The sequence below is a fragment of the Nocardia sp. NPDC005366 genome, from assembly GCF_040606855.1.
In the GTDB taxonomy this organism is placed as follows: Bacteria; Actinomycetota; Actinomycetes; order Mycobacteriales; family Mycobacteriaceae; genus Nocardia.
Genome location: NZ_JBEXFQ010000050.1, coordinates 17,821 through 34,712, shown reverse-complemented (window position 1 = coordinate 34,712; position 16,892 = coordinate 17,821). Strand labels below are relative to the sequence as shown.

General features: G+C 67.2%; 11 protein-coding genes and 1 pseudogene. 3 read left to right on the top strand and 9 right to left on the bottom strand.

The genetic code is table 11. The features are described from left to right. Nucleotides 1-39: 39 nt before the first annotated feature. Nucleotides 40-7,068 (top strand): amino acid adenylation domain-containing protein, encoded by a 7,029-nt coding sequence (locus ABZS43_RS33780; protein ID WP_355040064.1) that lies wholly within the window; start codon nucleotides 40-42, stop codon nucleotides 7,066-7,068. Nucleotides 7,069-7,977: 909 nt separating this feature from the next. Here the strand turns inward: ABZS43_RS33780 and ABZS43_RS33775 are convergent. Next, nucleotides 7,978-8,334: a hypothetical protein gene (locus tag ABZS43_RS33775; protein ID WP_355040063.1), complete on the bottom strand. Its 357-nt coding sequence runs from the start codon at nucleotides 8,332-8,334 to the stop codon at nucleotides 7,978-7,980. A 25-nt stretch (nucleotides 8,335-8,359) separates the two neighbouring features. Between ABZS43_RS33775 and ABZS43_RS33770 the strand changes: the two genes are divergently transcribed. After that, nucleotides 8,360-8,548, top strand: coding sequence for a helix-turn-helix domain-containing protein (locus tag ABZS43_RS33770; RefSeq protein ID WP_355040062.1), 189 nt, complete (start codon nucleotides 8,360-8,362; stop codon nucleotides 8,546-8,548). Nucleotides 8,549-8,603: 55 nt separating this feature from the next. On the opposite strand, the gene ABZS43_RS33765 is transcribed toward ABZS43_RS33770, so the two are convergent. Together ABZS43_RS33765 and ABZS43_RS33760 are read right to left on the bottom strand one after the other, a co-directional pair. Beyond that, a complete protein-coding gene (locus ABZS43_RS33765; RefSeq protein WP_355040061.1) occupies nucleotides 8,604-9,278 on the bottom strand; it encodes an alpha/beta hydrolase in 675 nt (224 codons plus the stop codon). Nucleotides 9,279-9,410: 132 nt separating this feature from the next. Then, entirely contained in the window at nucleotides 9,411-10,550 is a 1,140-nt protein-coding gene (locus tag ABZS43_RS33760; RefSeq protein WP_355040060.1) for a GDSL-type esterase/lipase family protein, read from the bottom strand. A gap of 106 nt (nucleotides 10,551-10,656) precedes the next feature. On the opposite strand from ABZS43_RS33760, the gene ABZS43_RS33755 reads away from it, so the two are divergent. Continuing rightward, entirely contained in the window at nucleotides 10,657-11,130 is a 474-nt protein-coding gene (locus ABZS43_RS33755) for a MarR family transcriptional regulator (RefSeq protein WP_355040059.1), read from the top strand. A gap of 23 nt (nucleotides 11,131-11,153) precedes the next feature. Here the strand turns inward: ABZS43_RS33755 and ABZS43_RS33750 are convergent, their stop codons facing one another. From ABZS43_RS33750 to ABZS43_RS33725, 6 genes and pseudogenes are all read right to left on the bottom strand, one after another. Further along, complete coding sequence (locus tag ABZS43_RS33750; protein ID WP_355040058.1) at nucleotides 11,154-11,297, bottom strand: hypothetical protein; 144 nt, start codon at nucleotides 11,295-11,297, stop codon at nucleotides 11,154-11,156. Nucleotides 11,298-11,360: 63 nt separating this feature from the next. Continuing rightward, a pseudogene (locus ABZS43_RS33745) lies at nucleotides 11,361-11,506 on the bottom strand (hypothetical protein); the annotation flags it as partial. A gap of 20 nt (nucleotides 11,507-11,526) precedes the next feature. Beyond that, complete coding sequence (locus tag ABZS43_RS33740) at nucleotides 11,527-13,620, bottom strand: 5-oxoprolinase/urea amidolyase family protein (RefSeq protein WP_355040057.1); 2,094 nt, start codon at nucleotides 13,618-13,620, stop codon at nucleotides 11,527-11,529. Further along, nucleotides 13,617-14,237 (bottom strand): urea amidolyase associated protein UAAP2, encoded by a 621-nt coding sequence (locus tag ABZS43_RS33735; protein ID WP_355040067.1) that lies wholly within the window; start codon nucleotides 14,235-14,237, stop codon nucleotides 13,617-13,619. The genes ABZS43_RS33740 and ABZS43_RS33735 overlap by 4 nt, the downstream gene beginning before the upstream one ends. 32 nt (nucleotides 14,238-14,269) lie before the next feature. Continuing rightward, nucleotides 14,270-15,028, bottom strand: coding sequence for a DUF1989 domain-containing protein (locus tag ABZS43_RS33730; protein WP_355040056.1), 759 nt, complete (start codon nucleotides 15,026-15,028; stop codon nucleotides 14,270-14,272). 142 nt (nucleotides 15,029-15,170) lie between these two features. After that, nucleotides 15,171-16,703, bottom strand: a complete 1,533-nt coding sequence (locus ABZS43_RS33725; protein WP_355040055.1) for an amino acid permease — start codon at nucleotides 16,701-16,703, stop codon at nucleotides 15,171-15,173. Nucleotides 16,704-16,892: the final 189 nt, after the last annotated feature.

The window sequence follows — 16,892 nt, the reverse complement described above, 5'->3', positions numbered from 1 at the left end:
GTGACGTTGGAGGCGTTTCCGCTCAACGCGTCGGGCAAGTTGGATCGTAAGGCGTTGCCCGCGCCGGTTTTCGAGGTCAAGACCTTCCGCGCCCCGACCACCCCGGTCGAGGAGATCGTGGCGGGTATCTACGCCGACGTCCTCGGCGTCGGCCGCGTCGGCCTGGACGACGATTTCTTCGATCTCGGCGGCAACTCGCTGCTGGCCACCCAGGTGACCGCGCGGCTCGGCGCGGCGCTGGACACCCAGCTGGCTGTCCGCGACCTGTTCGAGGCCTCGACGGTGGTCGCGTTGGCGACCAGCGTCGAGCGGCTCGCGGGCTCCGGACGCACCCGGCCGCAGCTGAAGGCCATGGAACGGCCCGAACTGGTGCCGCTCTCGCCTGCCCAGCAGCGGTACTGGTTCCTCAACCAGTTCGATACGACGGCGTCGGCGGTGGACAATATCCCGCTGGCCGTGCGCTTGTCCGGCACGCTGGACGCGGGTGCGCTCGCCCTGGCGATCGGCGACGTCTTCGCCCGCCACGAAGTGCTGCGCACCACCTACCCGAGCGCCGAGGAGGGACCGCGCCAGGTCATCCTCCCGGTCGCGGCGACCGCACCCGAACTGGTCGCGGTCGAGGTGGCCGAAGAGGATCTGATCGAAACGGTGATCCGATTCGCGCTCACCACCTTCGACGTCACCACCGAGGTGCCGCTGAAGGTGGCGCTGTTCCGCGTCACCGGCGCGGCGTCGGAGACCGACGAACATGTGGTCGCCTTCGTGGTGCATCACGTGGCCGCCGACGGCGCGTCGATGGGTCCGCTGGCCCGCGATCTCATGGCCGCCTACGCGGCGCGGGTGAACCGCGAGGCCCCGCAGTGGGTTCCGCTGCCGGTGCAGTACGCCGACTACGCGCTGTGGCAGCGCGCGGTACTCGGGTCCGAGGACGATCCGGAATCGCTTGCCGCCCAGCAGGTCTCCTACTGGCGCTCCGCGCTGGCCGGTTTGCCGGATCAGCTGGAACTGCCTTCGGATCGGCCGCGTCCGCCGACGCAGTCGTTCCACGGCAAGGCGATCAGGTTCGAGATCTCCCCGCAGCGGCACGCGAGTCTGCACGAATTGGCCCGCGCCAACCACGCCTCGCTGTTCATGGTCGTGCACGCCGCTCTCGCGGTGCTGCTGGCACGGCTGTCGGGCAGCGACGATATCGCGGTCGGCACGCCGATCGCGGGTCGTGGCGAGCGCGAACTCGACGATCTGATCGGCATGTTCGTCAACACGCTGGTGTTCCGCACCGCCGTTCGCCCCGGCGACCGGTTCGCGGATCTGCTCGCCGACGTGCGCGAACGCGACCTCGAGGCCTTCGCCAACGCCGATGTGCCGTTCGAGCGGCTGGTCGAGGTGCTGAATCCGGAGCGCTCGACCGCGCGCAATCCGCTGTTCCAGATCGGCCTGTCCTTCCAGAACCTGGCCGAAACCGCGCTGACCCTGCCAGGGCTCACGGTGAGCGCGGTCAATTTCAACTCCCAGCTGGCCAAGACCGACCTGCAGGTCACCGTCTACGACCGGTACGCCGACGACGGCGCGCCGGCCGAGATCATCACCGAATTCGGCTATGCCACCGACCTGTTCGACGAGGCCACCGTGCAGGGCTTCGCGGATCGGTTCGTGCGCGTGCTCGACGCGGTGGTCGCCGACGTGACGGTGCCGGTGGGGGAGATCGACCTGCTCGCGCCCGAGGAACACCAACGCATCCTCACCGCGTGGAACGACACATCCCATCCGGTGGACGCCGACGCGACGCTGGTGTCACTGTTCGACGCCGCCGTCGCGGCAGCGGCGCCCGGCACTGTCGCGCTGGTCACCGACCACGCGTCGGGCGAACGGGAGCACCTGACCTACGCCGAACTGGACGCGCGGGTGAACCGGTTGGCGCGCTACCTGATCGGGCGCGGTGTCCGGACCGAGGATCGGGTGGCCCTGGCGATCCGGCGTTCGGCCGATCTGGTCATCGCCATGTACGCGGTCGCGAAATCCGGTGCGGCCTATGTGCCGGTCGACCCCGACCAGCCCGCGGACCGGGTGGACTACATCCTCGGCACGGCGGCGCCGGTCTGCGTGCTGACCACCGACCGCGAGTCGTTCACGACGGCGACGGCCGAATCGGTCGTCATCGATGAACTGGATCTGTCCGCGTACTCGGCGGGTCCGGTCACCGAGTCCGAGCGGCGCGGCGCACTCACCCCGGCGAACACCGCGTACGTCATCTTCACCTCCGGCTCCACCGGCCAGCCCAAGGGCGTCGCGGTGCCGCACGGCGCGATCGTCAATCAGTTGCTGTGGAAGACGGCCGAATTCGGACTCGGCAGCGAGGACGCGGTGCTGCTCAAGACCGCGGCCACCTTCGACCTCTCGGTCTGGGAGTTCTGGTCGGCGGCGGTGAGCGGCGGCAGGCTGGTCATCGCCACCGCCGACGGGCATCGCGATCCGACCTACCTGAACGAGCTCATGCGCGCCACGGGTGTGACCACCCTGCACGTGGTGCCGTCCATGCTCGACGCGCTGCTCACCGAATCCGATGACCGGCTGCCGAATTCGTTGCGGCGCGTGCTCGCCATCGGTGAGGCGCTGCCCGCCGCGACCGCGCAACGGTTCCGCAGCGGCGCCACCGCGCAGCTGTTCAACCTCTACGGACCGACCGAGGCCGCGGTCTCGATCACCAGTCACCTGGTGACCGACGCCGACGAGGCATCGGTATCGATCGGCGCGCCGGAGTGGAACAGCCGTGTCTACGTGCTGGATTCGCGGCTGCGGCCGGTTCCGGTCGGCGTATCCGGCGAGTTGTACCTGGCCGGTGCGCAATTGGCGCGCGGCTACTTCGCCCGTCCCGACCTGACCACCGAAAGGTTCGTCGCCGACCCGTTCGGCGCACCGGGCGAACGCATGTACCGCACCGGTGACCTGGTGGCCTGGCACGCGAACGGCGAACTGGACTACCGGGGCCGCACCGACTTCCAGGTGAAGATCCGTGGTTTCCGCATCGAACTCGGGGAGATCGAGGCCGCGCTGCTGCGTCAGCCCACGATCGCCGCGGCGGCGGTGCTCGCGCATACCGATCCCGGCCTCGGTGACCGCCTGGTCGCCTACGTGGTGCCCTTCGCCGCGGGTCTCGACCTCGAGACCGGTGAATTGGACCGGCGCGCACTGCATTCCGCGCTCGCCGCCGAACTGCCGTCCTATATGGTGCCCAACGCCTTCGTCGCGCTGGATGCCCTGCCGCTGAACGCGAACGGCAAACTGGACCGCAACGCGTTGCCGGAGCCGACCTTCGAGAAGGCCGAGTTCCGCGCGCCGGTGACCCCGGTGGAGCAGTTGGTGGCTGGCGTCTTCAGCGATGTGCTCGATGTCGAGCACATCGGCGCCGACGACGACTTCTTCGCGCTCGGCGGTAACAGCATCCTGTCGATCCAGCTGGTCTCGCGGGCCAAGGCGCTCGGTGTGGTGTTCAGTGTGCGCGATGTCTTCGATCAGCGCAGTGTCGCGGCGCTGGCCTCGGTGGCCGACACGGCTCCCGACCCCGCGCTGGCCCGGATCCTCGAGCTGCCCGGCGGCGGTGTCGGCGATATCCCGCTGACCCCCGCCATGGCCGAGGTGCTCTCCAGCGGTGTTTCGTATCAGCGCTTCGCGCAGGCGGCCCTGCTGCCGCTGCCCGCCGCGCTGGATTGGGACACCCTGCTGGAGGCGATCACGGCGATCATCGACCGTCACGACGCCCTGCGCACCCGTGTGCGTCCGGTGGGCGGCGGCTGGGAATTCGAGGCGCTCGAACCCGGCATCCTCGATATCGAGGACATGCTGTGCGAAGCGAGGGTCGAGAAGAACACCGATCTCACACAGCTCGTCGCGGCCGAGCGCAGGGAGGCCACCACTCGCCTCGACCCGGCGAACGGCATCATGGCGCAGTTCGTGCTGTTCACCTTCGCCGATCACCGTGATGACGAATTGCTCGTGGTCGCACACGGTTTCGTCGTCGACAGCCGGTCGTGGCAGATTCTGCTCGACGAGCTGACCACCGCCGCCGATCGCCTCGGCATCGACGCTCCGCTGGAACTGCCCCCCACCGGAACCACACTGCGGCGCTGGGCGCACAGCCTCGCCGAAGCTCCCGCGCCCGCGAACGACGCTTTCTGGCAAGAGATTTCGGCGACCCCGGATCCGCTGCTCGGTAGCCGTGCGTTCGATCCCGCGATCGACACCGCGCGCACGGTGGAACACGTGCGCGTCGTCGTCCCCGCCGATATCACCGAACAGGTGGTGCGCGCCATCCCGGCGCTCTACCGCGCGACCGTCGCCGACGGGCTGGTTTCGGCGTTGGCGACGGCCGTGCTGCGGTGGCGCGGCACTCGCGACGAATCGGTGCTCATCAGGCTCGACGGTGACGGGCGTGCGGTCGACGCGGTGGCGGGCGCGGATCTCTCGCGCACCGTCGGCGGATTCGACGCCGTTCATCCGGCGCGACTCGATCTGACCGGCACCGATCTGGACGATGCCTTCGCGGGCGGTCTCGCGATGGGCGCCGTCGTGAAATCGGTGAAGGAACAGCTGCTGTCGGTGCCGGATCACGGTTTCGGCCACGGACTCGGTGAGCTGGGCCAGATCGGCTTCCACTACCGAGGTGTCATGCCCGCCGAGATCACCACCCTGCTGGATCCCGGCATGCCCGCCGCGGCGACCGTCGATATCGAGACGATGGTGGTCGACGGTGAGCTGATCGCGTCCTTCGCCTTCCCGTCGGGTCTGCTCGACCAGGAACGGGTGCGAGAACTGGCCGATCACTGGGTCGCCGCACTCGGCGCGCTCGCCGCCCATGCCGCGCGGCCGGACGCCGGTGGTCGCACACCGTCGGATATGCCGCTGGTGACGGTCGGTCAGAGCGATATCGAGCTGTGGGAGCGCACCTACCCCGGCCTGAACGAGGTCTGGCCGCTGACGCCGCTGCAGTCGGGTCTGCTGTTCCACGCGCTGATGACGACGGCGACGGTCGACGTCTACACCATGCAGGCAGTCGTGGATCTGAGCGGTGTGGTCGACGCCGAACGACTGCGCGCCTCGGCACAGGGCCTGATCGATCGCTACCCCAACCTGCGGACCGCCTTCGTCACCGATTCATCGGGTCAGGCGGTGCAGGTGGTCATGGACCGGCTCGATGTGCCGTGGCGCGAAGTCGATCTCACCTCCGAGCCCGAGAGCGAACGGGACGCGCGGCTGCGCGAACACCTCGCCGCCGACCTCGCGGACCGGTTCGACATGGCGACCCCGCCGCTGGTGCGTTTCACCCTGTTCCGCACCGACGCCGAGCAGTGGCATCTGGCCATCACCACCCACCACGTTCTGCTCGACGGTTGGTCGATGCCGCTGCTGATGCAGGACCTGCTGGTGCTCTACGCGCTGCGCGGCGACAGCTCGGCACTGCCGCACGTCGCGTCCTACCGGACCTTCCTGGAATGGCTGAACGGTCGTGACCTGCAGGATTCGTTGCGCATCTGGGCGAATGCTTTCGACGGTGTCACCGAACCCACCGAACTCGCGCCGCAACCGCGGTCGGCGGAGCAGTACGAAACCGCCCACATCGTCACCGAACTCGACGTGGAGCGCACGCGCAAACTGACCAAACATTGCGCCGAACTCGGCATTACGGTGAACACGCTCGTACAGGCGGCCTGGGGCATTCTGCTCGGCAGGCTCACCGGACGCTCCGACGTGGTGTTCGGCGGCACGGTGTCGGGTCGCCCGGCCGAGTTGTCCGGGGTGGAGTCGATGGTCGGTCTGTTCATCAACACCCTCCCGGTGCGGGTGCGGATCGATGACGGCGCCACCGTCGGCGCCCAACTGCAACGCTTGCAGCGCGATCAGGCCGAACTGCTCGATCACCACTACGTCGGTCTCGCCGATATCCAGCGGGCCGCGGGTGCGGGATCACAGTTCGACACGCTGTTCGTCTTCGAGTCGTACCCGATCGACCGCGAGGCGATCGAGGCGGCGAGTTCGATCGACGGCATGTCGGTCACCGGGGTGAACGTCAGCAACTCCACGCACTACCCATTGACGCTGAAGGTGGCCGCCGAATCCACCCTCGGCATCGATTTCGAGTACCTGCTCAACCGGTTCACCGCCGACGAGGTGACCACCCTGTCGACGCGATTGGTCCGGGTGCTCGAGGCGCTGCTCGGCGATCCCGCCGGGCTGGTCCGCGATATCGATATCCTCGATGACGCCGAGCGCGCCAAACTGCTCGCCGAATCCGGCATCGCCGCCGCGGCGGCCCCGGAGCAGAGTTTCGTCGGCGCGCGCACGGTGGCGAAGGTGCTGGCCGAAGTGGTCGAAGCGGATCCGCAGGCCCCCGCACTGCTCAGCGACGGAGAGGAAATCGCCTACCACGTCCTCGACCGCCGGTCCTCGCAGCTGGCCCGCGTGCTCATCGCGCAGGGCGCGGGTCCTGGCGATATCGTCGCGGTGGCGCTGCCGCGTTCGGTGGACGCGGTCGTCGCGGCGTGGGCCGTGCAGAAGGCGGGTGGCGCCTGCCTGTTCGCGCACGGTCTGTCCGAGGACGACATCATCGCCGCGGGAGCGGGTTTCGGGATCGCCATGGAGGCGGTCGCGGGCGAGGTGCGGTGGCTGGTTCCGAACGATCCTGCGGTCCAGGCCGAATTGTCCTCCGCCGCGGCACATCCGGTCTCCTACGCGGATCGGGTGCGCCCGCTGGGTGAAAGCCACGCGGCCTTCGTCCAGCTCATCGACGGCGCGAAAGTGACTCTGAGCCAGACCGAGGTATTGGATCTGGCGATCCGGGTTCGCGACGAGAACGGGATCGACTACGAGTCGACCACGTTCACCACCGCGTCGGCGGGCCGCCCGGCGCTGCTGGAATTCCTGGCCGCCGCGACAGCGGGTGCGCTGTCGGTCATTCCGAGCGCGGAGGATGTCGCCGACGACCTCGCCGACGGTGAAGTCAGCCACTGGTTCGTCACCGTCGATGACGCGGTCGATACCGTCGACGCGGAAGTCCGGATCATCGAGGCGGAGTAGTCGACTCCGGCGTAATCACCTACGGCGTAATCACCTCCCGCGTAGTCATCTCCGGCCTGCCGGTCCGGGAAGAACAACTCTTCCCGGACCGTGTGGCAGCGTGCCCATTAGGGCTGGACTCGGCACAGCTGCTCGTGCTCGGTGAGGTGATGCTCGGTGAGGTGGTCCGGCCCCTCAGCTCCGGCCACGGTCGCGTCGTGCCTGGCTGACGCGTCCCAGCGGAACCGTCGAATGACCACGGCGACCAGTGAACCCGGCGGTTGTGCCGGTGCGGCGTACCGCCGCGGCTTGGGGAACGCAGATTGCGTCTGCTCCGCCAGCCCGGCACAACAACCGGTTCCGTACTGGCCGAGTATCAGCTGCTGCCGAGGTTGATGCCGAACATCACCTTGAGCCACCGGGTGAATACGTCGAGGCCAACTCCGAAGTCGAGTCCGAATGAACCCATTGTTCTCATCTCCTTCAGTATGGATTGATTCTCGTGATCCCCGACTTGCTGGATGATTACCCAGCGTCGGTCCGTCGAATCACTTATCGGGGGCCAGAAACGAACGGCGGGCGCTCGACAGGGTGCAGCCCACGCCGAATTCGCCGGTGAAACAAGCTTTTGATCGATTCCGATACAGGACGTAGAAAAAGACGCGACAGGGCTGGTAGCGCGACCCGTACGCGTCGCGGTCCATCACGAAAATCGGAGGAGCCGCCTTATGTCGATGTCGACAGCAAGCGATACAGCATCGCGGTAGTCCAAGTCGAAGCCTCATCTTCCCTGGACACTGAGAACTCGAACGCGATCACTGCCGCGGTGATCCTGACTCGTTCTGTTGTCTACGAGGGCAGGAAGCGCCCAGTTCGATACCAGCTGTGCACATTCGGCCTATGGCTTCGGACGCTGCGGCTTCGCGGCGGTCAGTCCTCATCAGGGCTGGCGACCAGATACTCCTTCAGCAGGATCGCGCCGGGCTCGAGAGCCGGGAATTCCCGCTCAGCGGGGCCGCTGAGGAACTTGATCTTGATATAGGTATCGGGATCGACATCGGCGAAAGGTGCCAGCGAGAACCGCTGCTTCGTTTGGAATTTATCGAGAAGTTCGATCTCCAGGTTATCGCTGCCGTCCACCCCGTGCTTGCTGATGAGGGTGGCCAGAGTGGGCCGCTCGGGAACCCTGTCGAGGAGCCGCAGGAAATGGTGGACGGACTCTTCATCGCTCACTTCGCCGATGATCTGGATCCTGGTAATCAACGTTGGCTCCTTCGATGGTGTCACAGAAACAGGCTGTTACTATTGTCCGGTGGGCATATCGCGGCCGTCGTTGATGAAACTCGTTCGCGAGGAAAAGATTCCATCCCACAAGGTCGGATCACACACTCGTCTGCACAGCAAGGACGTGTTGGCATTCCGCCGTGCACAGCTGGAACACCAAAGCAAGGCGTTCGAGGAGTTGCGCGCTCTCGAGGAGGAGTGGGGCGTTCTCGACTGACGTTGCGAGGGTTGGTCCGCCGAATCGTGGGCGCGTGGACGGGCACGCCGGGATGTCATTGGTCACCGAGCAATCCCTGCTCGGCGGCGTACGCCTCGAAGCGGTCCACCAGCTCGTGTGGGCGGCTCAGCGCGGGGGTGTGCCCACCGCCGATCTCGTCGGGGGTGATGCCCAGGCGCTCCCGGGCGATGCGGCGAAGAAAATCAAGGGGGAACAGGCGGTCGTCGCGACAGATCAGGACCCGCGTGGGGACGTCGGGCCAGGCCATGAGCGGCGACGGTTCGTTCATCCGGGCCACGGACTGGGTGGGCGCCCGTTTCAGCGCCTCGGCGGCCAGTTCCGGCGCGACATCCTGGTAGAACAGCGCGACCGCGTCCTCGTAGTGGTCCCGCACCTCCCGGTCGTATCTCGTATTGGCCGAGTAGTTGGCAGGCGCCTCCGCCGGGGCGGGGATCATGGGCGCGACCAGGATGAGGAGTTCCACTGCCACCCGGTCGCAGACGAGCGGGGCGGTGAAGCCGCCGAGCGATTGCGCGACGACGATCAGATCGGTCCGGTCGCCGATCGCCTCGACCACGGTATCCGCGTACTCGGGCAGGCCGGCGGAGTCGTCGTCGCACGGAAGATCCGGTGAGATGGTGTCATGGCCTCGCGCACGCAGTTCGGCCTCCACCAGATGCCAGTACCAGCCGACATCGCCGGCGCCGTGGATCAAGACGAATGTGGCCACTGTGCCCCCTGATCCGATCCGGACCGCGACTGCCGTCTGGCTCTCGGATGAATCGACGGGTGGGCCGCAGTTCCTGCTACGTAGCCGAGGTTAGTCGGCGGTACTGACCCGATCCGGACGCCTTGACCACGCTCACCCGGAGAACGCCTCGACATCCACCGCCATGGCCATCGCCAGCGCGCCCGCGTCGTTGAGATGCATGCCGTCACCGCTGTCGAATTCGGGATGGATGAACGTCGGCCGGTCGGGGTCGGCGACCGCGCGGTCCACATCGAAGACGGCGTCGAAAACATCTGTGCCGCGCAACCATTCGTTCACGGCTGTCCTGGTCGACTGGGTCTGCTCGATCGGCAGATTCGGGAAGACGCAGCCCGCGTAGGGGCCGACGGTCGCGGCATGGACGATTAGTCCGTTCGCACGGGCGCGTCGGGCGAGTTCGGTGAATCCCGCGATGAGTTCGTCGGCGGTGGCGGGCGGCTGACCGCCCATCGCTCCCAGGATCAGATCGTTGATGCCGAAGTTGAGCAGGACGCGCGAAACGCCGGGCACCTCCAGGACGTCGCGGTCGAAGCGGGCGAGGGCGTGCTCGCCGATCTCGTCGGTGAGCAGCCGATTGCCGCTGATGCCCTGGTTGACGACCCACCCTCCGGTGAGCCGGGAATTGAGCGCGTCGACGGAGCGGCGGTTGGCTCCGACGGTGGTGCCGACACCCTCGAACCAGGAATCGCCGAATGCGACGCCGATCGTGGTGTCCGAGGGAGCGAGCACGTCCACGCCGGTGACGAAGTAGCGCTGTTCGATCTCGATCGCTTCGGGCAGCGCCGAGGCTGTCGCGGCGTTTCCCTGTGTCACGTAGGTGATTTCGCGCGGCATATGGGAGAAGGTGGCGAGCCCGGTCGGACCTGGTAGATACAGGCTCAGTATCAGGTCCTCGCCCGCCGTGACCGGGAGATCGACCGGATCGCTGAGTAGTTCCGCGCCCGCGGGGATCGAGAACCGCTCCGCGCCGCGAAAGCGCAGCGCCCTCTCGGTTTCGGTGACGATCGCATCGGCGGCCTTGCGCGACGCCACCCGGGCGCTGCCGATCTCCAGGGGCGCGCGCCCGTACCGGTTGGTCAGACGGACGCGCAACTGTGCGCCGCCGCCGTTCAGGCGCAGTACCTGGCGCACGGTTTCGTCGTCGAAGGCGCGCGGTTCGGTCAGTTTGATCTGTTCGTGCGGATCGATGACGGCGGAGCGGAATCCGGCGACCCAGCGGGCAGTCGACGACATCGGTACCTCCAAAGTTGACGCGAGGAATATTGCGTATGCATATATTTACGGGTACTTATTCCTCGTGTCAACTATCCGTGCGGCAAATACTTGATAGTGTTCGGCCATGGAGTCCACCGACCTCTTCGACGACCCACGCCTGACCACCGTCGGCCTGCTCTACGAGGCGTACGACGGACTGGTGGCGAAGCTGGAGCCGACCTGGAAGACGAAGGGGTTGTCCAGCCTGGACTTGGAAGCGCTGCTGCGTCTGAGTCGCTCGCCGGGTCGTCGACTGCGGATGACGGATCTGGCCACCCAGACCTCGCTGTCGACCAGTGGGGCCACCCGATTGGTCGATCGTCTGGCCACGGGCGGGCTGGTGGCGCGCGAGCTCGATCCCCGCGACCGGCGCAGCGCCTATACGGTGCTCACCGAGGCCGGGGCGGTCAGACTCGCGGAGGTCTTGCCGGACTACCTCGTCGCCGTCGAGCGCTGGTTCACCGGACCGCTGACCCCCGCGCAACTCGACGGAATGATCGAGGCGCTGCGCGTGATCAGGGACGCGGTCAATCCCGAGGCGATCGCGGGCACCGGTTGATCGCGGTCCGGCGGCGCGCGGGACTATCTGTCGAGGGCCGCGGGCAAGCGATCGGCGAGTTCGCGCAGGTGCGTGACGAGTTCGGGTGGTTCGTCGACCCGGAACGGGAAGTCGAAACTCGCCACGTAGATGGCCAATTCGTCCAGCGAGTCGGAACCCGTTCGCAATAGGCAGGTTGCGTCGTCGACGGGTTCGGAATGCGGGGGTGCACGCGATCCACCTGATAGGTGCGCCAATCCGCGCGGTCGACATCCCAGCCGATGAGATACCAGCGCCGAGCCGGTAGCCCGCGACGCCGGGGGTGGCGTCCACCGGATAGCGGGAGGCGGCACTGGATCAGCTCACCGGCGAGGGTGTCGCACAGCTGATCTCGCACAGCTGATCTCGCAGCGCTGATCAGTCCTTGTTCTCGCTCAACTCACCGGCCAGTCGCCACGAATCCCGTTCGGCGGCAAAGGCTTGTGCCTGCACGGCGCGGAATTCATCGATGGACGCCGCATTGTCGTCGAGGAACCGCCGGTAGTCCGCCAGCCGGAATTCCCCGTCCTCGGCGACGATCTCCGCCTTGCCCGCCGCGAAATCGGCGCGCATATCGAGGAGTTCGTCCGCCTCCACCGGATACCAGTTGATTCGGTCGAAATATCGCAATAGCCAAGGTGATTCGGTTGCCCGGTGATTCCAGACCTGGGTGGTGCGCCCGACGAACTGATAGCCGCCCGGTCCTTCCATTCCGTAGACGCACAGGTAGGCCCCGCCGATGCCGACGGCATTCTCCGGCGTCCAGGTGCGGGCGGGATTGTATTTCGTGGTGACGAGGCGATGGCGCGGATCGATCGGAGTCGCCACGGGGGCGCCGAGATACACATCGCCGAGGCCGAGGACCAGGTATTCGGCGCCGAACACCGTGTCGTACACATCCTCGACCGCGTCGAGGCCGTTCATCCGGCGAATGAATTCGATATTCCACGGGCACCAGGGAGCGTCCGACCTGACACCGTGCGTATAGCGGGTGATCGCCTCCCTTGTCGACGGATCGTCCCAGGACAGCGGAAGGTGCACGGTGCGGCTGGGCACCACCAGTTCGTCGGCGGCGGGCAGATACCGTTCGGATTCGGCGAGCAATTCCAACAGCGCGGGGATCGGCAGCACCCGCGGATTCACCCGGATCTGGAGTGAGCGCACGCCGGGAGTCAGTTCCGTCACCCCCCGCACGCCCGCGCCGAGCAGATGCTGATGCAGGGCGTGCACGCGGGCGCGAAGGCCGAGATCCAGTGTCATGGCCCCGTATTCGACGAGGATTCCGTCATCACCGGCCCTGCGGTAGGTGACGCCGACCTCGTCGTCGACATCGGCTCGTCGCAGTACGCCGTCGTCACCGTCTCCGCCGACCGAGAGCACCGTGGGCCAGGCGGCGCGCCTGGCCGCACCGAGCTCGGCGGGTGAGGCGGCGTGTTCGCGGCGGATGGGAACGAAACGCACCGTGTCACCCGGTGCGAGCTGTCCGAGCTTCCAGCGCTCGGCCGCCACCACGGTGACCGGGCAGACGAATCCGCCGAGGCTCGGGCCGTCCGGGCCGAGCAGGATCGGGGTGTCACCGGTGAAATCGAGTGCGCCGACCGAATACGGGGTGTCGTGGATATTCGACGGGTGCAGCCCGGCCTCGCCGCCGTCGGTCCTCGCCCATTCCGGCTTCGGGCCGATGAGCCGGACACCGGTGCGGTCGGAATTGAAATGCACCTCGTAGTCGGTGCCGATGATGGTCTCGATATCGGCGCGGGTGAAGAATTCCGGTGCGCCGTGCGGGCCTTCGGTGACCGCGAGTTCCCAGCGTCGGGCGAGGACAGGCTGATCGCCCATCGGCACGGCGGGGGCGATCCGGCGGCCGGGCGTGCCGAGCGGCAGTCGCTCACCGGCGCGCAGAGTGCCACCGGAACTGCCACCGAACCTGCCGAGCGTGAAAGTCGCGATGCTGCTGAGGTATTCGGGTAGTTCGATACCGCCCTCGATCAGTACGTAGGTGCGCATGCCAGGACCGCGAACGGCCCCGACATCGAGAACGCCGCCGGCGGGCACCCGCACGGTGCGCCACAGCTCGACGGGTGCGCCGTCGACGGTCACCTCCGCCGGTGCGCCGGTGACGCAGACCCAGGTCGCCTCGGCGAATTTCAGCGCCGGACCGCCGAGGGCGCATTCGAGTCCGCCCGCACCCTCGGCATTGCCGAGCACCCGGTTGCCGAGCCGGAACGACAGATCGTCCATCGGACCCGACGGCGGCACCCCGACATGCCAGTAGCCGACGCGTCCCGGCCAGTCCTGCACCGTGGTCAGCATGCCGGGCCGAACGATCTCGACGACCGCCCCCGGTGCGCATGTCGAAACGTCCACGCACGAAGCGGAATCCGGGTGTGAGGTCGCCGCACCGAGCAGTAACGAAGCGTCCGAGGCGGATTCGGTGAGCGCGCGGCCGACGGCCGAGTGAGCGAGAGTCATCGCGACACCACCATTCGCACTGGCGTCGGGTCGAAACCGTTGCACGGGTTGTTGATCTGCGGGCAGTTCGACACCAGCACGAGCGTGTCGATATCGGCGCGCAGCGTGACCTTCTTACCCGGCGCGGACAGTCCGTCCACGATGCCGAGCGTGCCGTCGGCCTCCACCGGAACGTTCATGAACCAGTTGATATTCGAGACGAGATCCCGTTTGCCCAAATCCCATTTCATGGCCTCGCTGAGGAAATTCTCCACGCAGGCGTGCTGGTGACGGGTGTGGTGGCCGTAGCGCAGGGTGTTGGATTCCTGCGAGCAGGCCCCGGCGATGGTGTCGTGATTGCCCACCTCGTCGGCGACCACCGTCATCAGCGCGGCGCCCGCGTCGGTGCGCAGCACACTGCCGGTGGTCAGGAAGATATTGCGCTGCGCGGTGATCGTCGCCTGGGCGCTGTAGCGGTCGGTGTGGTCGGCGGCGGAATAGAGCAGGCAGTCCACCGCCTGATTGCCGTGCAGGTCGATGATCTCCAGGTAGTCGCCCGCGCGCACCACCGTCGACCAGGGGGCGCAGGCGGCGACGGTCTCGTCGAGGACGATGGCGCGGGTCGGCGCCGAGGTCATGCCGTTTGTCATGCCGTTTGTCATGCCGTTTGTCACGGGATTGCCTCCGGAGTGAGCGCGGCGGTCCATGCCGCTTCGGTGTTCTGCACCGCCCGTTGGTATTCGGGCTCCGCATTCGAGATCGTCGTCAGATCCTCGGGTGCGGACCAGGCGACCACGTCGAGATCGGTGGCGGCCCGCCGGTCCAGCGGATGCGGGGCGTTGGCGATCAGCAGGACCACCGGCAGATGTGCGAGCAGATCGACCGCCGCGCCGGGACCGCTGCTGCCGGTCGGGGTCAGCGCGCCGTCCGATGCCACGCGGACGCCACGGAAGAACGTCACGCTGGGGGCGATATCGTGCCGTTCGAGTCCCTGTTTGGCCCCCGCCAGTCGGAGCAGCGCGCGGGCCTCGTCGGAGGGGCCGCACAGCGTGTCGTGGTGACCGGAGGTGTCCTCGACCAGGGTGGCGAGCACCCGTCCCTGATCGGAGAGCAGGGGATGACCGGGGGACAGGTAGGCCTGCCATGGCACTTTCACCGTGTCGGCGACATTGAGTCGTTCCCACGGCGCGTCGGCCCGCAGCAACAGCAGATGCGCGCAGGCCGCCCCCGCCGGATCGCCGAGACGAATCCTGGTGCCGCGGCCGAGCACCACATTGGTGTAGCCGCCTGCCGGAATACGCTGGGCCCAGGTGATTTTCGCTTCGGCGATGTGTGCGGGCAGTACCGGACGCGCGAGCGTCGCGGCGGCAGCCTGGGCCCTGGCGTGTGAGCGGGCGCCCTCGGTGGACGCGGTGCCCTGTTCGGTCATGGGAAGCTCCCCTTCGAATGTGTCCGTCCGCGGGTTCGGCGGCGGAGGGACGGTGACTTCGGTCCAGCGGCGCGGGCGGTGCGGGCGGTGCGGAGTTCGACGGGTGGTGGGCGGTCCCTGCACCCACCACCCGTCGACCGGACTACGCGGGTTGAACCGCGGCCTCCGGGATTTCGGCGCCGTGTGGTTTCACGACGACCAGTCGGTGCACTGCCAGGCCGACGGCGATCACCAGCAGCACGAACAGCGGTGCGGCCCATTGCATCCACCAGCCACCGCCGCTCGGGATGTAGACCTCGGCCCTCGGCCAGGCGAGATTGACGGCCATCGCGACACCCCAGACCACGGCGAGCGCGTTGATCGGAATTCCGAAGCGGCCCAGTGAGAACAGCGACGGATCGGCCTCGCCGCCCCAGCCCCTGATCCGGCGGATCAGCAACGGCACTGTGACCAGCAGGTAGGCCAGATACAGCGAGACGATGCAGACGCTGGCCAGTGTCGCGAAAATCGCGGCGTTGCCGAGATTGAGCGCGAGCAGGCCGATGCCGAGCACCCCGATGACGATCGCGGGCAGCGCGGGGGTGCCGAAGCGGGGGTGTACTACCGCCAGTTGTCTGGCGAAGGGCAGTTTGCCGTCGCGAGCCATCGAGAACATCAGCCGCGAGCCTGCCGTCTGAATCGCCAGCGTGCACACCGTGACAGCCACCGCGACGCAGCCGAGCAGGATCTTGCCGGGCGCGCTGTCCAGTTTCGCCGTCAGGACGTAGGCCAGGCCCTCGGTGGCCAGCGAACCGTCGTCCAGACTCGGGGCCGCCATGAGCGCCCCGAGCAGCAGCAGTCCGCCGCCGAGCGCGGATATCGACAGCGCCGTCAGGATGGTGCGCGGCGCGACCGAGCGCGGATTCTTCGTCTCCTCGGAAAGTTCGCCGGCGGAATCGAATCCGACCATCACGTACGCCGACATCAGACCGGAGATCAGGAAGGCGGCCCAGTACGGACCCGGCGTGGCCTGATCGGTGTCGAAGACAATCCCCGGGCCGCGTTCGGTATTGACGAAGAACAGCGCGATGATCGCGGCGACGCCGACGATTTCGACGGTGACGCCGATCGAGTTGATCCGCGCCATCAGGTCGATGCCGATGACATTGATCGTGGTGGTGACCGCAAGCAGAATGCTGCCGAGCAGTACCGCGTTACTCGCGCCGGAGGACGAGGTGAGCGCGCTGTCCTCGCCGATGATCTGGAATCCGCTCCAGATCGATGGCAGCACCACCTGGAGTGCGATGGCGGCCGCGGCGGCCGTGACGATCTGCGCGATCACCATCATCCACCCGGCGAACCAGCCGACCATCTCGCCGCCGAGCCGGCGCGACCACTGGTAGATGCACCCTGAGATCGGGTAGCGGGCCGCTAGCTCGGCGAAGTTGAGCGCGACGAGCAGCTGCCCGGCGAACACGATGGGCCAGGTCCAGAAGAACGCGGCTCCGCCGAAGGAGTAGCCGAGTCCGAAGAACTGGAAGATGGTGGTGAGGATGGAGACGAACGAGAACCCGGCCGCGAACGACGCGTAGCGTCCGAGTTTGCGGTGCAGCACCGGCTGGTAGCCGAAGCTTTCGAGATCGGCGTTGTCCCGGTTGATATCGGAGGGAGTGGGCGGGGAAACTGTTGTGGCCATGGGCGGTCCTTCGGCGAGCAGCGGCCAATACCTGTCAGATGACAGTTTTGCGTTTTCGATCGCTCGCTCGGTGACCGGCGCGTATCGCTTGCGGTAACCCCCGTAACTTTTGCGTTGCCGGAGTTTCTATCGAATGACAGAAACCTCTCCGTTCCGTCGTCGATCGCGGACGGCGCTGACCATGTCGAC

Coding starts and splice junctions, on each gene's coding strand:
- ABZS43_RS33755 (WP_355040059.1), top strand. CDS start 10,657: ATGGAGTCCACCGACCTCTTCGACGACCCACGCCTGACCACCGTCGGC.
- ABZS43_RS33735 (WP_355040067.1), bottom strand. CDS start 14,237: ATGACCTCGGCGCCGACCCGCGCCATCGTCCTCGACGAGACCGTCGCC.
- ABZS43_RS33730 (WP_355040056.1), bottom strand. CDS start 15,028: ATGACCGAACAGGGCACCGCGTCCACCGAGGGCGCCCGCTCACACGCC.
- ABZS43_RS33740 (WP_355040057.1), bottom strand. CDS start 13,620: ATGACTCTCGCTCACTCGGCCGTCGGCCGCGCGCTCACCGAATCCGCC.
- ABZS43_RS33725 (WP_355040055.1), bottom strand. CDS start 16,703: ATGGCCACAACAGTTTCCCCGCCCACTCCCTCCGATATCAACCGGGAC.
- ABZS43_RS33760 (WP_355040060.1), bottom strand. CDS start 10,550: ATGTCGTCGACTGCCCGCTGGGTCGCCGGATTCCGCTCCGCCGTCATC.